Below are 16,730 nucleotides of genomic sequence, written 5' to 3' on the forward strand. Positions count from 1 at the left end.
GTTCTCGCCTCGACTGTAATTGGGGAGGTAACAACGGCGGATTGGCTAAATTATACAGTTGCGCGCGCCGGCGTTGTTTCCAAAAACACTGTCTATTATCCGATAAGAAATAGAGATTATCGGGATTTGCAATTGCGGCACAAACAAGGCGGGGATTTGGTGTTGTACTCAAATTTATACAGGGTACCACTGTACCCCCCGAAGGTCCTGGAATTTGATCAATGAAGCGAATGAAGGGGGGCAAGCGGAAATATTGGTTAGCAGGTACCGCACTGCTTGCGCTGGTCTTGGTGCCGTATCTATGGGGTGTGGCGCTACGGGGAACGGCGCACGAATGTGAGCGTATAAAGGAAGGTAGTCTTTATAGTGGAGAAATATGCTTCTTGAATAGCCAATATGGAATGCGCTTCCGCCTTTATGACGCTGAAACCGAGCAGCTACTGGCAGAGCGCACTTACAACGACCTAGACCCCGGGATCGTTTGGGGTGATGACAGAGTAACCTACAACTTAGGGGCATCTCCAAGTGAGTATGTGGAATTGCCCCCCACATGGTGGGATCGATTGCGTGCCAAGCTGCCGTAACGCGGGTCTACGCGCAATCGCCGCGTGCGGGTCGCCGCCGCCCTGGGCATGGGACACCAGGGAAACACCCAATCCACCCAAATTATGCAGCCCCAAAGAGCTGCTTATCTTGGGTGGATTGCCAGAAACCCACCATAATAGTGTCCGCACAAGGCTACGAAGCGTCGCTGCGTCAGTACCACTTGAAGATGCTCGTTGACGGCCAACTGGTTGAAAGCGTGGTCGACGAGCCGGCACTGCGGCCCGGCATCAACGCGGCAGGGCTGACGTACGACTACGACATGCACAAGATCGCAAGGCTGCACAATGCCCGGCGCGCCGGTCGTGATCGGTTTGCCGGAAGTCCCGTCCAGGCGCGATGATGCGCCCTGAACCTGCTGCGGTTCCATCCAGGCCTCGCATGCAGGAAGGGGAAGCGCTTGCCACACCAACTCACAAAGGGAATGCGCATGCTGCACAACGCCGCTGAATCTGTTCTGGTGCTGGTGGATCTCCAGGCCCGCCTGATGCCCGCGATCCATGAAAGCGATCGCGTCGTAACGGAAGCCGTGCGCCTGGCCAATATCGCGCGGGTACTGGGCGTGCCGGTGATCGGCACCGAGCAAAGCCCCGGCAGCCTGGGCGGGAATCTCGACGAGATCAGGCGACTATGCGATCAGACCGTGGCCAAGGACCACTTCGATGGCTGCCGGGACGGCTTGCTCGACGCACTCCCTGCCGGGAGGAAGAGCGTGGTGGTAGCCGGCTGCGAAGCCCACGTCTGCGTTTTCCAGACGGTCACCGGGCTGCTCGGCCACGGACTGAGCGTGACCGTCGTGCTGGATGCCATTGGCTCGCGCAAGGCCTCCAGCCGCGACGCGGCCATCGACAGGATGCGCAGGGACGGGGCCACCGCCGCCACGGTCGAGATGATTGCCTTCGAATGGATGCGGACGAGCCGGCACGAACGCTTCCGCGAGGTGCTTGGTTTCGTGAAGTAGCGCCTCGCGGGGAGGCCGCGGCGCAGGCTGAGACCCGCGCCACGCTTACGCTTGCGCGCCTGGAACCAAGCTGGCTATGGCGCTTGTCGCCCGGCCTGTGCCTCCCCATCCACCCGCACCGCAAGCCCGAGCGGATTACCGGTGCGCAGCGCCTGCGGCAGCAGGGCGGCCGGCATGTCCTGGTAGCACACGGGCCGGAGGAAGCGCGCGATGGCCAGGCTCCCGACCGACGTGGAGCGGCCGTCCGAGGTGGAAGGATACGGTCCGCCATGCACCATCGCATGACTCACCTCCACCCCCGTGCCAAAGCCATTGACGAGGATCCGGCCAACGCGGCGCTCCAGCGCGGGCAGGAAGCCGCGCGCGGCATCGTAGTCGGCCTCATCGATATGGATGGCCGCGGTCAGTTGCCCCTCCAGGGCTTCCACCACACGCTGCATGGCGGCCAGGTCGGGGCACCGCACCACTAGCGACGCCGCGCCGAAGATTTCCGCGCGCAGTGCTTCGTGCGCGAGGAAGGCCTCGGCGGTGGTCGAGAACAGCGCCGCCCGCCCCTGGTATTGCGCGCCGGCCTGGCCACGCGCAATGGTGCTGACCTGCGGATGGCAACCAAGGCCTTCGACGCCGGCGCCGTATGCCCGGTGGATGCCCGGAGTCAGCATGGTCGACGCCGGGGCTTGCGCGATCGCCGCTTCGGCCGCCGCCAGGAAACGATCGAGATCCGGCCCCTCCACCGCCAGCACCAGGCCCGGATTGGTGCAGAACTGGCCCGCGCCGAGCATCAGCGAGGCGGCGAAGGCCTTGCCGATGGCGTCGGCACGGCTGCCCAGCGCGTGCGGGAACAACAGCACCGGGTTGATACTGCTCATTTCCGCGTAGACCGGGATCGGCTCGGCGCGGGCCGCGGCCAGTTGCATCAACGCGGTGCCACCGGCGCGCGAGCCGGTGAAGCCGACCGCCTTGATACGATGATCGCTCACCAGCCCCTGGCCGATCCGCAGGCCGGAATCGAACAGCAGGGAGAACGTTCCCTCGGGCAAACCCGACTCGTCCACGGCCTTCCGGATTGCGCGGCCAACCAGCTCCGATGTGCCGGGATGGGCCGGATGCGCCTTGACGATAACCGGGCAGCCGGCTGCCAGCGCCGATGCGGTATCGCCACCGGCCACCGAGAACGCCAGCGGGAAATTGCTGGCGCCGAACACGGCCACCGGCCCCAGCGCGATATTGCGCAGGCGCAGGTCCACACGCGGCAGCGGCTTGCGCTCCGGCTGCGCGGGATCGATGCGCAGGTCGAGGAAATCCCCCTGCCGCACCACAGCGGCAAACAAGCGGAGCTGGCCCACGGTGCGCCCGCGCTCGCCTTCTATCCGGGCACGCGGCAGGCCACTCTCGCTGACGCAACGCTCGATCAGCGCGTCGCCAAGATCAAGGATGTTGGCGGCAATCTTCTCCAGGAACGCGGCGCGTTGTTCGAGCGAGGTTTCGCGGTAGACATCGAAGGCCTGCGCGGCCAGCGCGCAAGCCTGCTCCAGTTGCTGCGGCGTGGCGCCGCCGAAGGCCGGCCCCAGCGTTTCCCCTGTCGCCGGATCGACAGCCCGGATCTCGCCGTGAGTGCCGCGCACAGACTGGCGCCCGATCAGCAATTCGCCTGAGATATTCATGCTCTGTCCTTGAAATGAAAAGGCGGCGCGTTAGCAGCGCCGCCAGTTGTCCAATGCTTGCCAGCCGCTCACCTGCCCCAGCGCAGCACCACCGGATCGAGCCTGCGCGCGATCTTCAGCAAACCGGCGCGCGTGGCCGGGTGCATCGGCTGCAAGGGGTGGCGCACGGCRTCGGAAGCAATCACGCCACMCTCCTTCATCAGCACCTTGGCCGTCGCCAGCCAGCCTTGCCGGTTCTCGTAGTTGATCAGCGGCAGCCATTGCTGGTAGTGCTGCGCGGCGAGCTCCGAGTCGCCGGCCTGGTAGGCATCCACGATCTTGCGGATGCCATCGGGGAAACCCGCGCCGGTCATCGCGCCGGTGGCGCCCGCATCGAGGTCGGCCATCAGCGTGATGGCCTCTTCGCCATCCCACGGGCCCACGATGGCATCGCCGCCGAGCTCGATCAGTTCGCGCAGCTTGGCAGCGGACTGCGGCACTTCGATCTTGAAGTACGAGACGTTGGCGATCTCCTTCGCCATGCGCGCCAGGAACGCGGCCGACAGCGTGGTGCCGCTCACGGGCGCATCCTGGATCATGATGGGAATATCGATCGCGCCGGACACCGTGGTGAAGAATTCGTGGATGGCGCGCTCCGGCACGCGGATGGTGGCGCCGTGATACGGCGGCATCACCATCACCATGGCGGCGCCCGCGTCCTGCGCGGCGCGGCTGCGCGCGGCGCAGATGCGCGAGCTGAAGTGCGTGGTAGTGACGATCACCGGGACGCGGCCGGCCACGTGATCCAGCACGGTCGTCATCAGCAGGCTGCGCTCGTCATCGGTCAGCACGAACTGCTCGGAGAAATTCGCCAGGATGCAGATGCCGTCGGAGCCGGCGTCGATCATGAAATCGATGCAGCGGCGCTGGCCGTCGAGGTCAAGGCCACCTTGTTCGTCGAAGATGGTGGGTGCCACCGGGAATACACCACGGTAGACGGCATTGGCTTTGGGCATGTTCATGGTCTCTCCTCCTTGTTCTTGCCGGCGGCGCCGGGTCCGGCCGGAGCCCCACGTCGAGGGGGCTTGTGACAGGGATGCAATATACGGTGCGCCAGGCCGCGATGTATATTGAAACCTTTCCATCTCGTGATCGCTTTTGCGACTCACGTAGCTTTCGCCCCGGGTTCCCATGAAGGCCACGCTTGACGTTCTGATGTCCCGCCTGCGCATGAAGCAACTGCAATTGCTGATTGCGCTGGACGACCACAAATCCCTGCACCAGGCTGCGTCGGCCATGGCCATGACGCAGTCGGCGGCCAGCAAGGCCTTGCAGGAGCTGGAAGGCATGCTGGACGCGCCGCTGTTCGAGCGCTCCAAGACCGGCATGCGGCCAAACCAGTTCGGCCACTGCGTGATCCGCTATGCGCGGCTGCTGGCGACGGATCTCACCGCCTTATGCCAGGACATGGCCGAGATCCGTTCCGGCAAGGGCGGCCACCTGGCCGTCGGCGCCATCATGGGCGCGGTCCCGGATGTGCTGGTGCCGGCGCTGGAGACCATGCAGGACGAACAACCGAACCTGTCCATCGAAATCGTCGAAGACACCAGCCTGCGCATGCTCACGCTGCTGGACGACGGGCGCCTGGACCTCGTCATCGGGCGCGCGCTGGTAAGCGACCAGCCCGCCAGGTACCACTACCAGGCGATTGGCGACGAACCGATCTCGGCAGTGGTGGGCTACAGCCATGCCGCGCCGCGCGCCAGGACGCTCACCTTTGCCGACCTGGCCGGCTACCGGTGGATCGTCTATCCCGGCCAGATGCCGATGCACGAGTTGTTGCAGCGCGAGTTGGACATGGTCGGCGTGGGCATGCCGGCGAATGCRATCACCACCTCCTCCAGCTTCGTCACCGTGGCCTTGCTGCAGCGCAGCGCGAAACTGGTCTCGCTGCTGCCGACCAGCGTGGCCGAACTGTTCGCCCGGCAAAAGATGCTTCGCATCCTGCCGGTGACGATGCGGTCCCGGCAGCAGACCTTTGGGGTCGTGACCCGGCGCGGGGGCACGCTTTCCGCCGCCGCGGGCCAGTTGATCAAGCTGCTCCGCGCCGGGCAGGCGGAAGTCTGAGCGGCGCCTGGCATCCGTTGCGAGGTATTCCTTAAAGTAATCACCCATTCAATAAACGTCAGTAGTCACGCATCGCTCCCATCCTTATAGTTGCCCCATCCGCGCTCCGGCGCAGGCCCATAACAAGACATGGAGACAACAATGAAACGATGGATGACCGGCGCCTTTGCCGGCGTGATTGGACTGGCAACCGCCATGGCAACCGGCGTCCACGCGCAGGACACCCGCCCTGTACGGATGATGGTAGGCGCGGCGCCGGGCGGCGGCACCGACGTGATGGCGCGCATCGTCTCCGACAAGCTGGCCGCCATCCTCAAGCAGCCGGTCGTGGTGGACAACCGGCCTGGCGCCTCCAACACCATCGCCGCCGACATCACCGCCAAGGCAGCGCCGGATGGCAACACGCTGCTGATGGGCGTGGTCACCTCCCAGGCCATCGCGCCCCACCTGCTCAAGCTGCAGTTCAACCCGCTCAAGGACCTGGCGCCGGTGGCCCTGGTGTCGTCGGTGCCCAATGTGCTGGTGGTCAACAACCAGGTGCCGGCGCAAGACGTAAAAGCGCTGGTGGCGCAGATCCAGGCCAACCCCGACAAATTCCGCTACAGCTCCTCCGGCGTCGGCAGCACCCAGCACCTGGCCGGTGCGGCGTTTGCCCGCCAGATCCACGGCAAGCTGCTGCACGTGCCATACAAGAGCAGCAGCAGCGCGCTGGTGGACCTGATGGGCGGCCAGGTCGACATGAGCTTCGAGACCATGCCCTCCGTCATCAACCACATCAAGGCCGGCAAGCTGCGCGCGCTGGCGGTCACCGCCGACCAGCGCTCGGCGCTGCTGCCTAACGTACCCACGCTGGCCGAAGCCGGCGTGCCCGGCATCCAGATGAATGCCTGGTACGGCGTCTACGCCCCGGCCGGCACGCCGCCCGCCACGCTGCAGAAGCTGAGCGCGGCGCTGGCCACCATACTCAAGGATCCCGACACCGTGCGCCGTCTCAATGATGTGGGCGCGTTGCCGGGCACGCTCACCGCCACCCAGTTCGATGCCTTCTCGCGCGCCGAATATGCGCGCTACGGCAAGCTGATCGCCGAACTCGGCGTCAAGCTGGACTGAACCCCTTTCCCTCAAGACTCCCATGACCCAACGACCCCGAATCGCCATGGTGCTCGGCGACCCCGCCGGCATCGGCCCCGAGCTGATCGCCAGGCTGCTGGCCGACCCTGCCACCGCGGCGCAGGCCGACATCCTGCTGATTGCCGACCGCGACGAATGGCGCCACGGCATGCAGGTGGCCGGCGTGGATATCGCGCTGCGCGAAACCGATTCGCTCGCGTTCGCTGGCGGCGATAGCGCCAGCGCCCCGCGCCTGTTCCACTGGCAGCTCGACGGCAAACCCGCCTACCGGCGCGGCGTGGCCAGCGCGGAAGGCGGCCGCTACAGCCTCGGCACCCTGGCCGTGGCGCTGGAGCTGGCGCAGGCTGGCAAGGCCGACGCCATCCTGTTCGGCCCGCTCAACAAAAGCTCGCTGCACGCCGCCGGCATGGGGCACAACGATGAGCTGCACTGGTTCGCCGAGAAGCTCGGCTACGACGGCGCTTTCTGCGAGTTCAATGTGCTCGACGGCCTGTGGACCTCCCGCGTGACGTCCCACGTTGCGCTCAAGGACGTGCCCGCCATGATCAACCGCGACAGCGTGGGCGCCGCCATCGACCTGATCGACCAGGCCCTGCGCAGGGCCGGCATGGCTCGCCCGCGCATTGCCGTGTGCGGCCTCAACCCGCACAACGGCGACAACGGCGCCTTCGGCCGCGAGGAGATCGACTTCATCGCACCGGCGGTCGCCGATGCGCGGGCACGCGGCGTGGCGGCGGATGGCCCCTTCCCCGCCGACACCATCTTCCTCAAGGTGCAGGGCAGCCCGGAGCAAAGGCAGTTCGATGCCATCGTCACGATGTATCACGACCAGGGCCAGATCGGCATCAAGCTGATGGGCTTCTCGCGCGGCGTCACCGTGCAGGGCGGCCTGCCCGTGCCGATCACCACGCCGGCCCACGGCACCGCTTTCGACATCACGCAGCAAGGCCGCGCCGACCTCGGCGCCACGCTGCAAGCCTTCCGCATCGCCTGCCAGATGGGCAGCCAGCGCGCAGCCCCCTGAACCTGCCGCCCGCCACCGGCCACTATCCAACGGAGACTATCTTGAAAATCACCAACGTCCGCGCCCGCGTCTTTGAATGGAAGGGCAAGACCGTGCCCCCGCAAGCGCACTTCTGCACCAATGCCACCGACATCCTGTTCGAGCGTGGCGACGCCATGGGCTCGTTCCGCTTCCACGGCTGGCTGGTGGTGGAAGTGGAAACCGATACCGGCCTGGTCGGCATCGGCAACTGCGCGCTCGCACCGCGCGTGGCCAAGGAAATCGTCGACCAGTACCTGGCCCCGATCGTGATCGGCCAGGACCCGTTCGACAACGAGTACCTGTGGCAGAAGATGTACCGCCGCACCCACGCCTGGGGCCGCAAGGGCATCGGCATGGCAGCAATTTCGGCGGTAGACATCGCGCTGTGGGACCTGATGGGCAAGGCGGTGGGCAAGCCGGTGTTCAAGCTGCTGGGCGGGCGCACCAAGGAAAAGATCTGGTGCTACGCCTCCAAGCTCTACAACAACGATGACCGCGACGCCTTCCTGGCCGAGGCGCAGAGCTATCTCGACCAGGGCTTCACCGCGATGAAGATGCGCTTCGGCTACGGTCCCAAGGACGGCCCCGCCGGCATGCGGAAGAACATCGAGCAGGTGCGCCTGCTGCGCGAACTGGTGGGCGACAGCGTCGACATCATGCTGGAATGCTATATGGGCTGGACGCTCGAATACGCGCGCCGCATGCTGCCGCGCCTGGCCGAATTCAATCCGCGCTGGCTGGAAGAACCGGTGATCGCCGACGACATCGAAGGCTATGCCGAGCTGAAGAAGATGAGCCCGTTCCCCATCTCCGGCGGCGAGCACGAATTCACCTCCTACGGTTTCAAGGACCTGCTGGAACGCCGCGCGGTGGACGTGATCCAGTACGACACCAACCGCGTGGGCGGCATCACCGCCGCGCAGAAGATCAATGCCATGGCGGAAGCCTGGTCGGTGCCCGTGATCCCGCATGCGGGCCAGATGCACAACTACCACCTCACCATGGCCTCGACCGCATCGCCGATGTCCGAGTACTTCCCGGTGCACGACGTGGAGGTGGGCAACGAGCTGTTCTACTACATCTTCAAGGGCGACCCGGCGCCGGACAAGGGGTACCTGCAGCTTGACGACAATCTGCCGGGGCTGGGGCTGACGCTCAACGAGGAGTACTTCGGGGAGTTCGAGATCATCGAATAAGAAGGCCGCAACGGCCCGCAACCCGCCTGGCTGTGCCGGTTGCGCTCTTAGAAGGGCGCAGCCGGCCGCTTGCGTTTCAGGTCCGGCCTCATCCCTTCACCCCCACCGCCTGCTGCAACGCGTGCACCAGCGTCAGCAGCGGCTCGCTGTGCTCCGTACGGCGCAGCCACATTGCCCCCACCGCCGGCAGGTCCCACGTCAACGTATGCGGCAAGACCGCGGCGCTGCCGCTGGCAGCCAGTTCGGCAGCCACCGCGCGCGGCACGATGGTGATGGCGCGCGGCTGGTTGCGCATCAGTGTGGCGATGGTCTTGATCGAATACGTCTCCACCATCGGCGTCGGTGGCACTGCGCCGGCGGTAGCGAACAACGTATTGATGGTGCGCCGGATCGGCGTATGCGAGGGCGGCAAAATCCAGTCCAGCGCGGCCAGGCGCGGCCAGTCCAGCTTGCCGCGCGCCAGCCGCGCCGCGGCGGCCACTGGCACCACCAGCGCGGGTTCCTCGCGGTAAAGCGGCGTCTGCACGATGTCGTCGCCCGGCGCGTAGAAAGACCGCGCGATCACGCAATCCAGTTCGTGCGCGCGCAGCGCCGCCACCAGTTCGTCCGTGGTGCCCTCGCGCACCAGCACCGCCACGCGCGGCTGCTGTTGCAAGCCGTGCGAGCAGGCTGCATCCAGTACCACAGGCGCCACATACGGAATCACGCCGATGCGCAGCCGCCCGTGCAGGCCGGCGCCGATCACCGCCAGTTCCCGCCCGAGCGCCTCCGTATCCGCCATCGCCAGCCGCGCATGCGCCAGCACGGCCGCGCCGGTCCCGGTAGGCTCCAGCCCGCGCCGCGAGCGCGCGAACAGCGGCACCATGAAGATCTCCTCGATCTCCCGCAGCGCCTTGGTCACGGCGGGCTGGGTCAGGTCCATCTCGGCCGCGACGCGCGACACCGAGCGCTGACGGTCCAGCGCCAGCAGCAGCGCCAGATGCTTGAGGCGCAGGCGGGAGATGAGGTTGTGCTGAAGTTTGTCGACTGGGGACGGCAATTGGAGTCCTGGACCTGATCGTCTAGCAAGACGTTGATTCTACTAGCGCCGCCACGACGCGCCCTGAACTTGCTAAGGCGGCCAATGGCGCGTCTAATGATCCGAGGCAGGCGATGGCAGTCAGGAGGGGTGATGCGCTGCACAAATTGCGGGTTCGCGAACCTCGCGCAGGCCAACTTCTGCGAGCAGTGCGGGGCCAGGCTTGCGCGGATCTGCCCGCGCTGTGGCGAGGAGTCCGGCCCTGCGGCGAAGTTCTGCCGCGGATGTGGCTCGCCCCTGGATGACGCCCCGTCAGCATCGCTTCCAGGACCTGCGACGGCCGCTTCGGCCCCTGTCCACTACACGCCGCCCCATCTGGCCGAGCGCATCCGGGCGGAGCAGGCAGCCATGGAAGCCAGGGGCGGAACGGCCGGCGAGCGCAAGACCATCACGGCGCTGTTCGCCGATATGGCTGGTTCGACGGCGTTGATCCAGGACCTGGACCCGGAAGAGGCGCGTCACCTGATCGACCCCGTGGTGACGCTGATGATGGATGCCGTGCACCACTATGAGGGCTACGTAGCCAAGTTCCTGGGAGACGGCATTCTCGCTCTGTTCGGCGCTCCCATTGCCCATGAAGATCATGCCCTGCGGGCTTTGTATGCGGCGCTGCGCATGCAGGAGGCAATGCGTCGCCACAGTGACCGGGTGCGTCTGGATCAGGGCATACCGCTTCAGATCCGCGTCGGAATCCACACGGGTGAGGTGTTGGTGCGCTCGATCCGCAAGGACGATCTGCACACGGACTACGATCCCGTGGGGCACACAATCCACATCGCCTCGCGCATGGAAGGCGTTGCCACACCGGCGTCCATCCTTGTCAGCGAGTCGACCCATAGGCTCGCCGAAGGGTATTTCGAATTCAAGCCGCTGGGGACGACCCACGTAAAAGGCGTCCGGGATCCGCTTGCGGTGTATGAGGTGCTGGGCCTCGGCGCATTGCGCACTCGCCTGCAAGTGGCGGCGCATCGCGGCCTGGCGCGCTTTGTGGGACGCCAGGCCGAAATGGAGGCGTTGCACAAGGTCCTGGAACTGGCCAAGGCGGGGCATGGGCAGGTCGCCGAAGTGATGGGAGAGGCCGGGGTAGGAAAATCGCGGCTGTTCCACGAGTTCAAGGCACGATCACAGCAAGGCTGCATGGTGCTGGAGACCTTCTCGGTTTCGCACGGCAAGGCCTTCGCCTATCTCCCGCTGATCGAGCTCCTGAGGAACTATTTTCAGATCACCCCGCAGGACAACGACCGAAGCTGCCGCGAGAAGGTCACGGGCAGACTGCTTACCCTCGACAGGACGCTGGAAGACCATTTGCCCTATTTGCTCTACCTGCTCGGCTCCGTCGAGCCCGGCTCGGCACTGCCGACCATGGACGCTGCCATCCGGCGGCAGCGCACGTTTGAAGCGGTTGCACGCCTGCTGGTCCGCGAAAGCCTCAACCAGCCTCTCGAGCTCCTGTTCGAAGACCTGCAATGGCTGGACAGCGAAACCGAGGCCTTCCTCAATATCCTCCTGGACTATGTGCCGGGTGCGAGGATCGCCCTGCTCGTCAACTACCGCCCGGAGTACTCCCATGACTGGAGCTCCCGGAGTTACTGCGTCCAGCTGCATCTTGAGCCGCTGGGCCCGGCCGAAGCCCAGGGGCTGCTCACCGCGCTGCTGGGCGAGGATCGCGCTCTCGCGCCGCTGAAACGGCTGATCCTGGACAAGACGGAAGGCAACCCGTTCTTTATGGAGGAAGTGGTCCAGACCCTGGTTGAGGAGAATGCCCTGGTTGGCCAGCCTGGCTGCTACCGCATCGAGAGAGCGCCGACTTCGCTGCATATCCCCACCACCGTCCAGGGCGTGCTCGCCGCCCGCATCGACCGGCTCCCCCTCGTCCAGAAGGAACTGCTGCAAAGCCTGGCCGTGATCGGCAAGGAGTTCCCATTGAGTCTCATCCGGCATGTCACTGCGCTGGCTGACGACGAATTGCGCCCGCTTCTGGCCGCCCTGCAGGCGGGCGATTTCATTTACGAACGACCTGTATTCCCGGAGGTGGAGTACGCCTTCAAGCACGCGCTCACCCAGGAAGTTGCCGGCAACTCGCTGCTTACCGAGCAGCGCAGCGCGCTGCACGAGCGCACCGCGGAGGCCATCGAGACACTGTTCCAGAGTCGGTTAAAGGACTACTGCAGCGAGCTGGCACATCATTACAGCCACAGCGGCAACATCCCGAAGGCAGTCAAGTACCTGCACTGCGCCGGCGAGCAGGCCCTGCAGCGTTCTGCCCAGATGGAAGCAATCCGTCACCTGGGCACGGCCGTGGAACTGCTCGAGCGGCTGCCCGACACGCCCGAGCGCGCACGCGAGGAACTCACACTGCTACTAACGCTAGGACCGGCCTTGATAGCCACGCGGGGTCAGGCCGCTCCCGAGGTGGAGGCAACTTACAGGCGCGCACTGGCATTGTGCGAACAGGGTGGGCAAACGCCCAGTTTCTTCTCGGCGCAGCTAGGACTGTGGGCGTTCTACCAATTGCGGGCGCAGTACACGGTTGCGCAGCCGCTTGGGGAACGGCTGCTTGCCATGGCTCTGGACACGCAGAAGCCTGGGCAGCTCGCGGAGGCGCATCGTGTACTCGGCGCCACCACGTTCCGCCTGGGCCAGCCCGGCGTGGCCCGCACCCATATGGAAGAGGTGCTGTCACTGCAACGGCCGGACCCGTCGGCATACGATTTTCTTCTGGGTTACGGGCGAGACCCGGCCGTACATGCCACAAGCACGCTGGGTTGGATCCTGTGGTACCTGGGCCTGCCGGATCTGGCTCGCACGCGCTGCCAGGACGCATTGGTTCTGGCCAGGAAGCGCCCCGACGCCTTTAACCTCGCGCTTTGCTTCGTCTTCGCAGCCGAAGTGCACCAATGTCGGCGTGAGGTGCAATTGACCCGCGAGTACGCAGAGGCCGCGATCGCGATCTCGGGCGAGGAGGGCTTTCCCATCTATCTGGCGTGGGGAACCGTTCTGCAAGGCTGGGCGCTGACGGAACAAGGCCGTTTGGAAGAGGGGATTGCCGAAATACACCAGGGCCTCGCCGCTTACGAGGCAACTGGCGCGGCACTGGGCAGGCCGAACTTTCTGGCCCTGCTCGCTGAAGCGCTTGGGAGAGCCGGGGACTTCCAGGCCGGGCTGGACGTGCTGGCCGAGGCGCTAGCCTTGACGCAAGACACGGGAGAGCTGCTTGACGAAGCGACGCTGCATCGGCTCAAGGGAGAGTTGATACTCCAATCCCGCGCACTCACTGGCCACGACGAAGCCGAGGCCTGCTTTCACAAGGCAATCGCCGTCGCCCGCGATCAGGGTTCCAGGTCACTGGAGCTGCAGGCCGCGCTGAGCCTTGCCCAGCTATGGCGAAGGCAGGGAAAGATGAGCGCCGCGCGCCAGACCCTTGCCCCGATCCATGGAACCTTCAGTGAGGGCTTCGACACGGCTGACTGGCAGCAAGCCAAGGCACTACTGGACGATCCGACCTGAAGCGATAGCGCTTCCCGGTTGCCCGGCCGTCATCCTCAAAGGAATTCCTTTTTGATGTCAATGCTAGAGCGCTGGCCAACATTGTCGTAGTTTTCCGTGATCCATGCCTCGGCCGCAGCCCTCCCCTTGTCACGCAGGAAGCAAAGGAAGTCCCAGTCGGCGTTGTACTTGCTCGACGCGCCGAGGGCGCTCATCGTCTCATCGGAACGGATGGAGTGGATCAGCATTTCCTTCATTTCGCTCCGATCAACCTTGCCTTGCTGGATGAGCGAAGTCACGAAGGCTATCGCGCGCATTTCTCGCATGAGCGACGAGTTGAAACTTACCTCATTGACGCGATTGAGGATGTCGGCGGCAGTGGTCGGCACGCCACGGCGTACGATCGGATTGATATGGACAATCACGACATCGCTTGTATTGCAGTGATAGATCAGCGGGAAAATTGCCGGGTTACCCACATAGCCGCCATCCCAAAAGTACTCGCCATCGATGGACACGGCCTGGAACAGGGTTGGCGGACAGGCCGAAGCCAGCACGCCCTCAATGCAAATGTCCTCGCTTGAAAAGATGCGTATCCTGCTAGTCTCGACATTGGTCGCACACAGATAAATCTGTATCGGGCAATGCTTGCGCAATGCCGCAAAATCGACCTGCTTCTCCAGCACGTCCCGGAGCGGATTCGAGTTATTGGGATTGAACTGGTATGGCGACAGGATACGAAGAACGATATCCGCCATCGCGTACAAGGGCGAGTGATTCAGCCCAAAGCTATGTGTCCCTTTCAGCCACGGCACCCAGCGCGCCGGGCTGTACCGCGCTGCCGATTGCGCGATCGCTAGCCAGAAATCGTGGAGCGCCTGGCGCGCCTGCCCGTGCCCGCCTTGCAGCAAGCCATGGGCGAGCACGGCGGCATTCATCGCCCCCGCGCTCGTTGCACTGACGCCTTCGATGGTAAATCTCTGATCCTCGAGCAGCCGGTCGAGGACTCCCCACGTGAACGCGCCGTGCATGCCGCCACCCTGCAATGCAAGTGCAATGGGCTTTTGTTCACCGTTATCGGTCTGCTTACGGAGATCCCCAGCCATCCTGAAGCTCCTTGGTGGTGCGCACGGGAGCGTGCCCGCCGGGTATCAACTTCCGTAGGCATTGCGCGAAGTATCGTAACCCGCGCTTCTCCAGGCGTTTGCTCGGCGGCTACCAGCGCAGCGCTAATGGATACCCGCCAAACAAGGCTTCCGGCAGTGCGTCGAATGACAGGGGCCGCTGTCCTGAGTGTAGTAAAGATGGGCATGGTCAACTTGGCGGCGCGGCAGATCGTGCCGCAGCTGGCGGACGAGGGGACCGGCTTAGCGTCGGAATCTGCATTCCAGCAGGATCGGGGGATTTTTATGCATAACCAATTTCTCATACAACAATAAGAAATACGCGACAAACGGTTATCCAATAACCCTATACTTCAAGGCAACCACCCCCTTCGGCTTGCGCTGCCTTCGCCGCCCTGCCCGGACCCCACGGAGCCTCCATGTTCACCACCCGCCCGGAAATCGTCGGTACCTTTGGCGTGGTCTCGTCCACCCACTGGCTGGCCTCGCAAACCGCCATGAGCGTGCTCGAGCGCGGCGGCAATGCCTTCGACGCGGCGGTGGCCGGCGGCTTTGTACTGCAGGTGGTGGAGCCGCACCTGAACGGCCCGGGCGGCGAAGTGCCGATCCTGCTGTGGAGCGAGCGCGAACGCGCGGTGCGCTCCGTCTGCGGCCAAGGTCCCGCGCCGGCACTGGCCGACCCGGCCGCAATGCGCGCCAGGGGGCTGGACCTGGTGCCCGGCATCGGCCTGCTGCCCGCCACCGTGCCTGGCGCCTTCGGCGCATGGCTCACCATGCTGCGCGACTACGGCACCTGGACGCTGGCGGATGTGCTGGCGCCCGCCATTGCCTATGCGCGCGACGGCTTCCCGCTGGTGCCGCGCATCTCGCAAGCCATCCTGGCGGTGCGCGAGTTGTTCCAGAACGAGTGGCACAGTTCGGCCAACGTCTGGCTGCCGGATGGCCGCGTGCCGCGCCCCGGCAGCCTGCATGCGACGCCTGGCGTAGCCCGGACCTATACGCGCATTGTGGAAACGGCCGAGGCCGCCGGCGGCACCCGCGAGCAGCAGATCGACGCCGCGCTGGATTGCTGGTACCGCGGCTTCGTCGCCAGGGAAATCGACAGCTTCTGTCGCACGCAGGCCGTGCGCGACACCACCGGCGAGCGCCACAAGGGCCTGCTCCGCCATGAAGACATGGCTGACTGGACGCCTACCGTGGAAGCACCCGCAACGCTGGATTTCGGCCGCTATACGGTGGCCAAGTGCGGCATCTGGAGCCAGGGCCCCGCCTTCCTGCAGCAGATCGGCATGCTGCGCCACGCCGACCTTGCCGCCCACGCGCCCACCTCGCCCGAGTTCGTCCACCGCATCGCCGAGGCGGCCAAGCTGGCCATGGCCGACCGCCTGGCGTGGTACGGCGATCCCCGCTTTGGCGACGCGCCGCTGGCCGGCCTGCTCGATCCCGCCTACCTGGCCGCGCGCGCGCGCCAGATTGGCGAGCGCGCCTCGCCCGACATCCTGCCCGGCATCGTCGGGGGCCGCACGCCCCGCCTGCCCGATCTCGGCGCGGCGGAACGCACGCTGCGGCAAGCCGATGTGCGCTTCGGCGTGGGCGAGCCCACTTTCGCGGCAATGCCCCCGGTAGCGGAGTGGGCCGAGCGCGAGATCTTTGTCGGCGACACCTGCCACATCGACGTGATCGACCGCCACGGCAATATGGTCGCCGCCACGCCGTCGGGCGGCTGGCTGTCGTCCAGCCCGGTGATTCCCGAGCTTGGCTTCGCGCTCAACACCCGCCTGCAGATGACCTGGCTCGAACCGGGCCTGCCCAATACGCTGGCGCCGGGCAAGCGCCCCTGCACCACGCTCTCGCCTTCGCTGGCACTGCGCGACGGCGAGCCCTACATGGTGTTCGGCACGCCCGGCGGCGACCAGCAGGACCAATGGTCCGTCGCCTTCTTCCTGCGCCACGCCGTGCACGGCATGAACCTGCAGGAAGCCATCGACGCGCCCGCCTGGCATATCGATCATTTTCCCGGGTCCTTCTGGCCACGCTCGGTGGTCCTCAACCGGCTCAGCGTGGAATCGCGGCTGCCTGAAGACACCATCGCGGCGCTGCGCGCGCGCGGGCATGAGGTGAAGGTGGGAGAGCCATGGTCGGAGGGCCGCATGTCCGCCTGCACCAGAGAGCGCGATGCGCAGGGCCGGCTGGTGCTGCGTGCCGGCGCCAATGCACGGGGCATGCAGGGATATGCGGTGGGGCGTTGAGAGCGTTGAGGGCCGTCGGAGCAGACCAGCGGTCCGGCAAGGCAAGCAGTAATCGAATCAAACCGGATCGCATCAGGCGGTTCGCAT

Annotated in this window: 14 protein-coding genes; 10 read left to right on the plus strand and 4 right to left on the minus strand. The window is 65.4% G+C overall.

Features of this window, described 5'->3' with window-relative positions; all coding sequences use genetic code 11:
• From AC1DKD_RS24670 to AC1DKD_RS24685, 4 genes are all read left to right on the plus strand, one after another.
• The coding region (locus AC1DKD_RS24670) for a DUF6402 family protein (RefSeq protein WP_477143817.1) at positions 1-225 on the plus strand (225 nt) is incomplete at its 5' end.
• The gene (locus AC1DKD_RS24675; RefSeq protein WP_441625167.1) at positions 222-584 is read left to right on the plus strand and encodes a hypothetical protein; all 363 of its coding nucleotides are present in this window, start codon (positions 222-224) and stop codon (positions 582-584) included. The genes AC1DKD_RS24670 and AC1DKD_RS24675, both read left to right, overlap by 4 nt.
• Before the next feature lie 140 nt (positions 585-724).
• Positions 725-946 carry a hypothetical protein gene (locus tag AC1DKD_RS24680; protein WP_441625165.1) on the plus strand — a complete coding sequence of 74 codons (222 nt, stop codon included), beginning with the start codon at positions 725-727 and terminating at the stop codon, positions 944-946.
• 87 nt (positions 947-1,033) lie between these two features.
• Complete coding sequence (locus AC1DKD_RS24685) at positions 1,034-1,564, plus strand: isochorismatase family protein (RefSeq protein WP_441625163.1); 531 nt, start codon at positions 1,034-1,036, stop codon at positions 1,562-1,564.
• 74 nt (positions 1,565-1,638) lie between these two features.
• Here the strand turns inward: AC1DKD_RS24685 and AC1DKD_RS24690 are convergent, their stop codons facing one another.
• Positions 1,639-3,228: an aldehyde dehydrogenase (NADP(+)) gene (locus tag AC1DKD_RS24690; RefSeq protein ID WP_441625161.1), complete on the minus strand. Its 1,590-nt coding sequence runs from the start codon at positions 3,226-3,228 to the stop codon at positions 1,639-1,641.
• Positions 3,229-3,296: 68 nt separating this feature from the next.
• Positions 3,297-4,229 carry a dihydrodipicolinate synthase family protein gene (locus AC1DKD_RS24695; RefSeq protein WP_477143818.1) on the minus strand — a complete coding sequence of 311 codons (933 nt, stop codon included), beginning with the start codon at positions 4,227-4,229 and terminating at the stop codon, positions 3,297-3,299.
• A 169-nt stretch (positions 4,230-4,398) separates the two neighbouring features.
• Here AC1DKD_RS24695 and AC1DKD_RS24700 point away from each other — a divergent pair, with 169 nt between their 5' ends.
• From AC1DKD_RS24700 to AC1DKD_RS24715, 4 genes are all read left to right on the plus strand, one after another.
• Positions 4,399-5,334, plus strand: a complete 936-nt coding sequence (locus AC1DKD_RS24700) for a LysR family transcriptional regulator (RefSeq protein WP_441625157.1) — start codon at positions 4,399-4,401, stop codon at positions 5,332-5,334.
• A gap of 141 nt (positions 5,335-5,475) precedes the next feature.
• Complete coding sequence (locus AC1DKD_RS24705; protein WP_441625155.1) at positions 5,476-6,444, plus strand: Bug family tripartite tricarboxylate transporter substrate binding protein; 969 nt, start codon at positions 5,476-5,478, stop codon at positions 6,442-6,444.
• A 22-nt stretch (positions 6,445-6,466) separates the two neighbouring features.
• Positions 6,467-7,489 (plus strand): 4-hydroxythreonine-4-phosphate dehydrogenase PdxA, encoded by a 1,023-nt coding sequence (locus tag AC1DKD_RS24710; protein ID WP_441625153.1) that lies wholly within the window; start codon positions 6,467-6,469, stop codon positions 7,487-7,489.
• Between the two features lie 41 nt (positions 7,490-7,530).
• Positions 7,531-8,706: an L-rhamnonate dehydratase gene (locus AC1DKD_RS24715; protein ID WP_441625151.1), complete on the plus strand. Its 1,176-nt coding sequence runs from the start codon at positions 7,531-7,533 to the stop codon at positions 8,704-8,706.
• 88 nt (positions 8,707-8,794) lie between these two features.
• Here AC1DKD_RS24715 and AC1DKD_RS24720 read toward each other — a convergent pair whose 3' ends face one another.
• Entirely contained in the window at positions 8,795-9,745 is a 951-nt protein-coding gene (locus tag AC1DKD_RS24720) for a LysR family transcriptional regulator (protein WP_441625149.1), read from the minus strand.
• A gap of 132 nt (positions 9,746-9,877) precedes the next feature.
• Here AC1DKD_RS24720 and AC1DKD_RS24725 point away from each other — a divergent pair, with 132 nt between their 5' ends.
• Entirely contained in the window at positions 9,878-13,291 is a 3,414-nt protein-coding gene (locus tag AC1DKD_RS24725) for an adenylate/guanylate cyclase domain-containing protein (RefSeq protein ID WP_477111417.1), read from the plus strand.
• Between the two features lie 35 nt (positions 13,292-13,326).
• Here the strand turns inward: AC1DKD_RS24725 and AC1DKD_RS24730 are convergent, their stop codons facing one another.
• Positions 13,327-14,376 (minus strand): patatin-like phospholipase family protein, encoded by a 1,050-nt coding sequence (locus tag AC1DKD_RS24730; protein WP_441625145.1) that lies wholly within the window; start codon positions 14,374-14,376, stop codon positions 13,327-13,329.
• A gap of 437 nt (positions 14,377-14,813) precedes the next feature.
• Between AC1DKD_RS24730 and AC1DKD_RS24735 the strand changes: the two genes are divergently transcribed.
• Complete coding sequence (locus tag AC1DKD_RS24735; protein WP_441625143.1) at positions 14,814-16,643, plus strand: gamma-glutamyltransferase family protein; 1,830 nt, start codon at positions 14,814-14,816, stop codon at positions 16,641-16,643.
• The last annotated feature ends 87 nt before the right edge of the window (positions 16,644-16,730 follow it).

The organism is Cupriavidus sp. 05T313 (genome assembly GCF_056396665.1).

Coding starts and splice junctions, on each gene's coding strand:
- AC1DKD_RS24710 (WP_441625153.1), top strand. CDS start 6,467: ATGACCCAACGACCCCGAATCGCCATGGTGCTCGGCGACCCCGCCGGC.
- AC1DKD_RS24675 (WP_441625167.1), top strand. CDS start 222: ATGAAGCGAATGAAGGGGGGCAAGCGGAAATATTGGTTAGCAGGTACC.
- AC1DKD_RS24705 (WP_441625155.1), top strand. CDS start 5,476: ATGAAACGATGGATGACCGGCGCCTTTGCCGGCGTGATTGGACTGGCA.
- AC1DKD_RS24690 (WP_441625161.1), bottom strand. CDS start 3,228: ATGAATATCTCAGGCGAATTGCTGATCGGGCGCCAGTCTGTGCGCGGC.
- AC1DKD_RS24735 (WP_441625143.1), top strand. CDS start 14,814: ATGTTCACCACCCGCCCGGAAATCGTCGGTACCTTTGGCGTGGTCTCG.
- AC1DKD_RS24730 (WP_441625145.1), bottom strand. CDS start 14,376: ATGGCTGGGGATCTCCGTAAGCAGACCGATAACGGTGAACAAAAGCCC.
- AC1DKD_RS24685 (WP_441625163.1), top strand. CDS start 1,034: ATGCTGCACAACGCCGCTGAATCTGTTCTGGTGCTGGTGGATCTCCAG.
- AC1DKD_RS24725 (WP_477111417.1), top strand. CDS start 9,878: ATGCGCTGCACAAATTGCGGGTTCGCGAACCTCGCGCAGGCCAACTTC.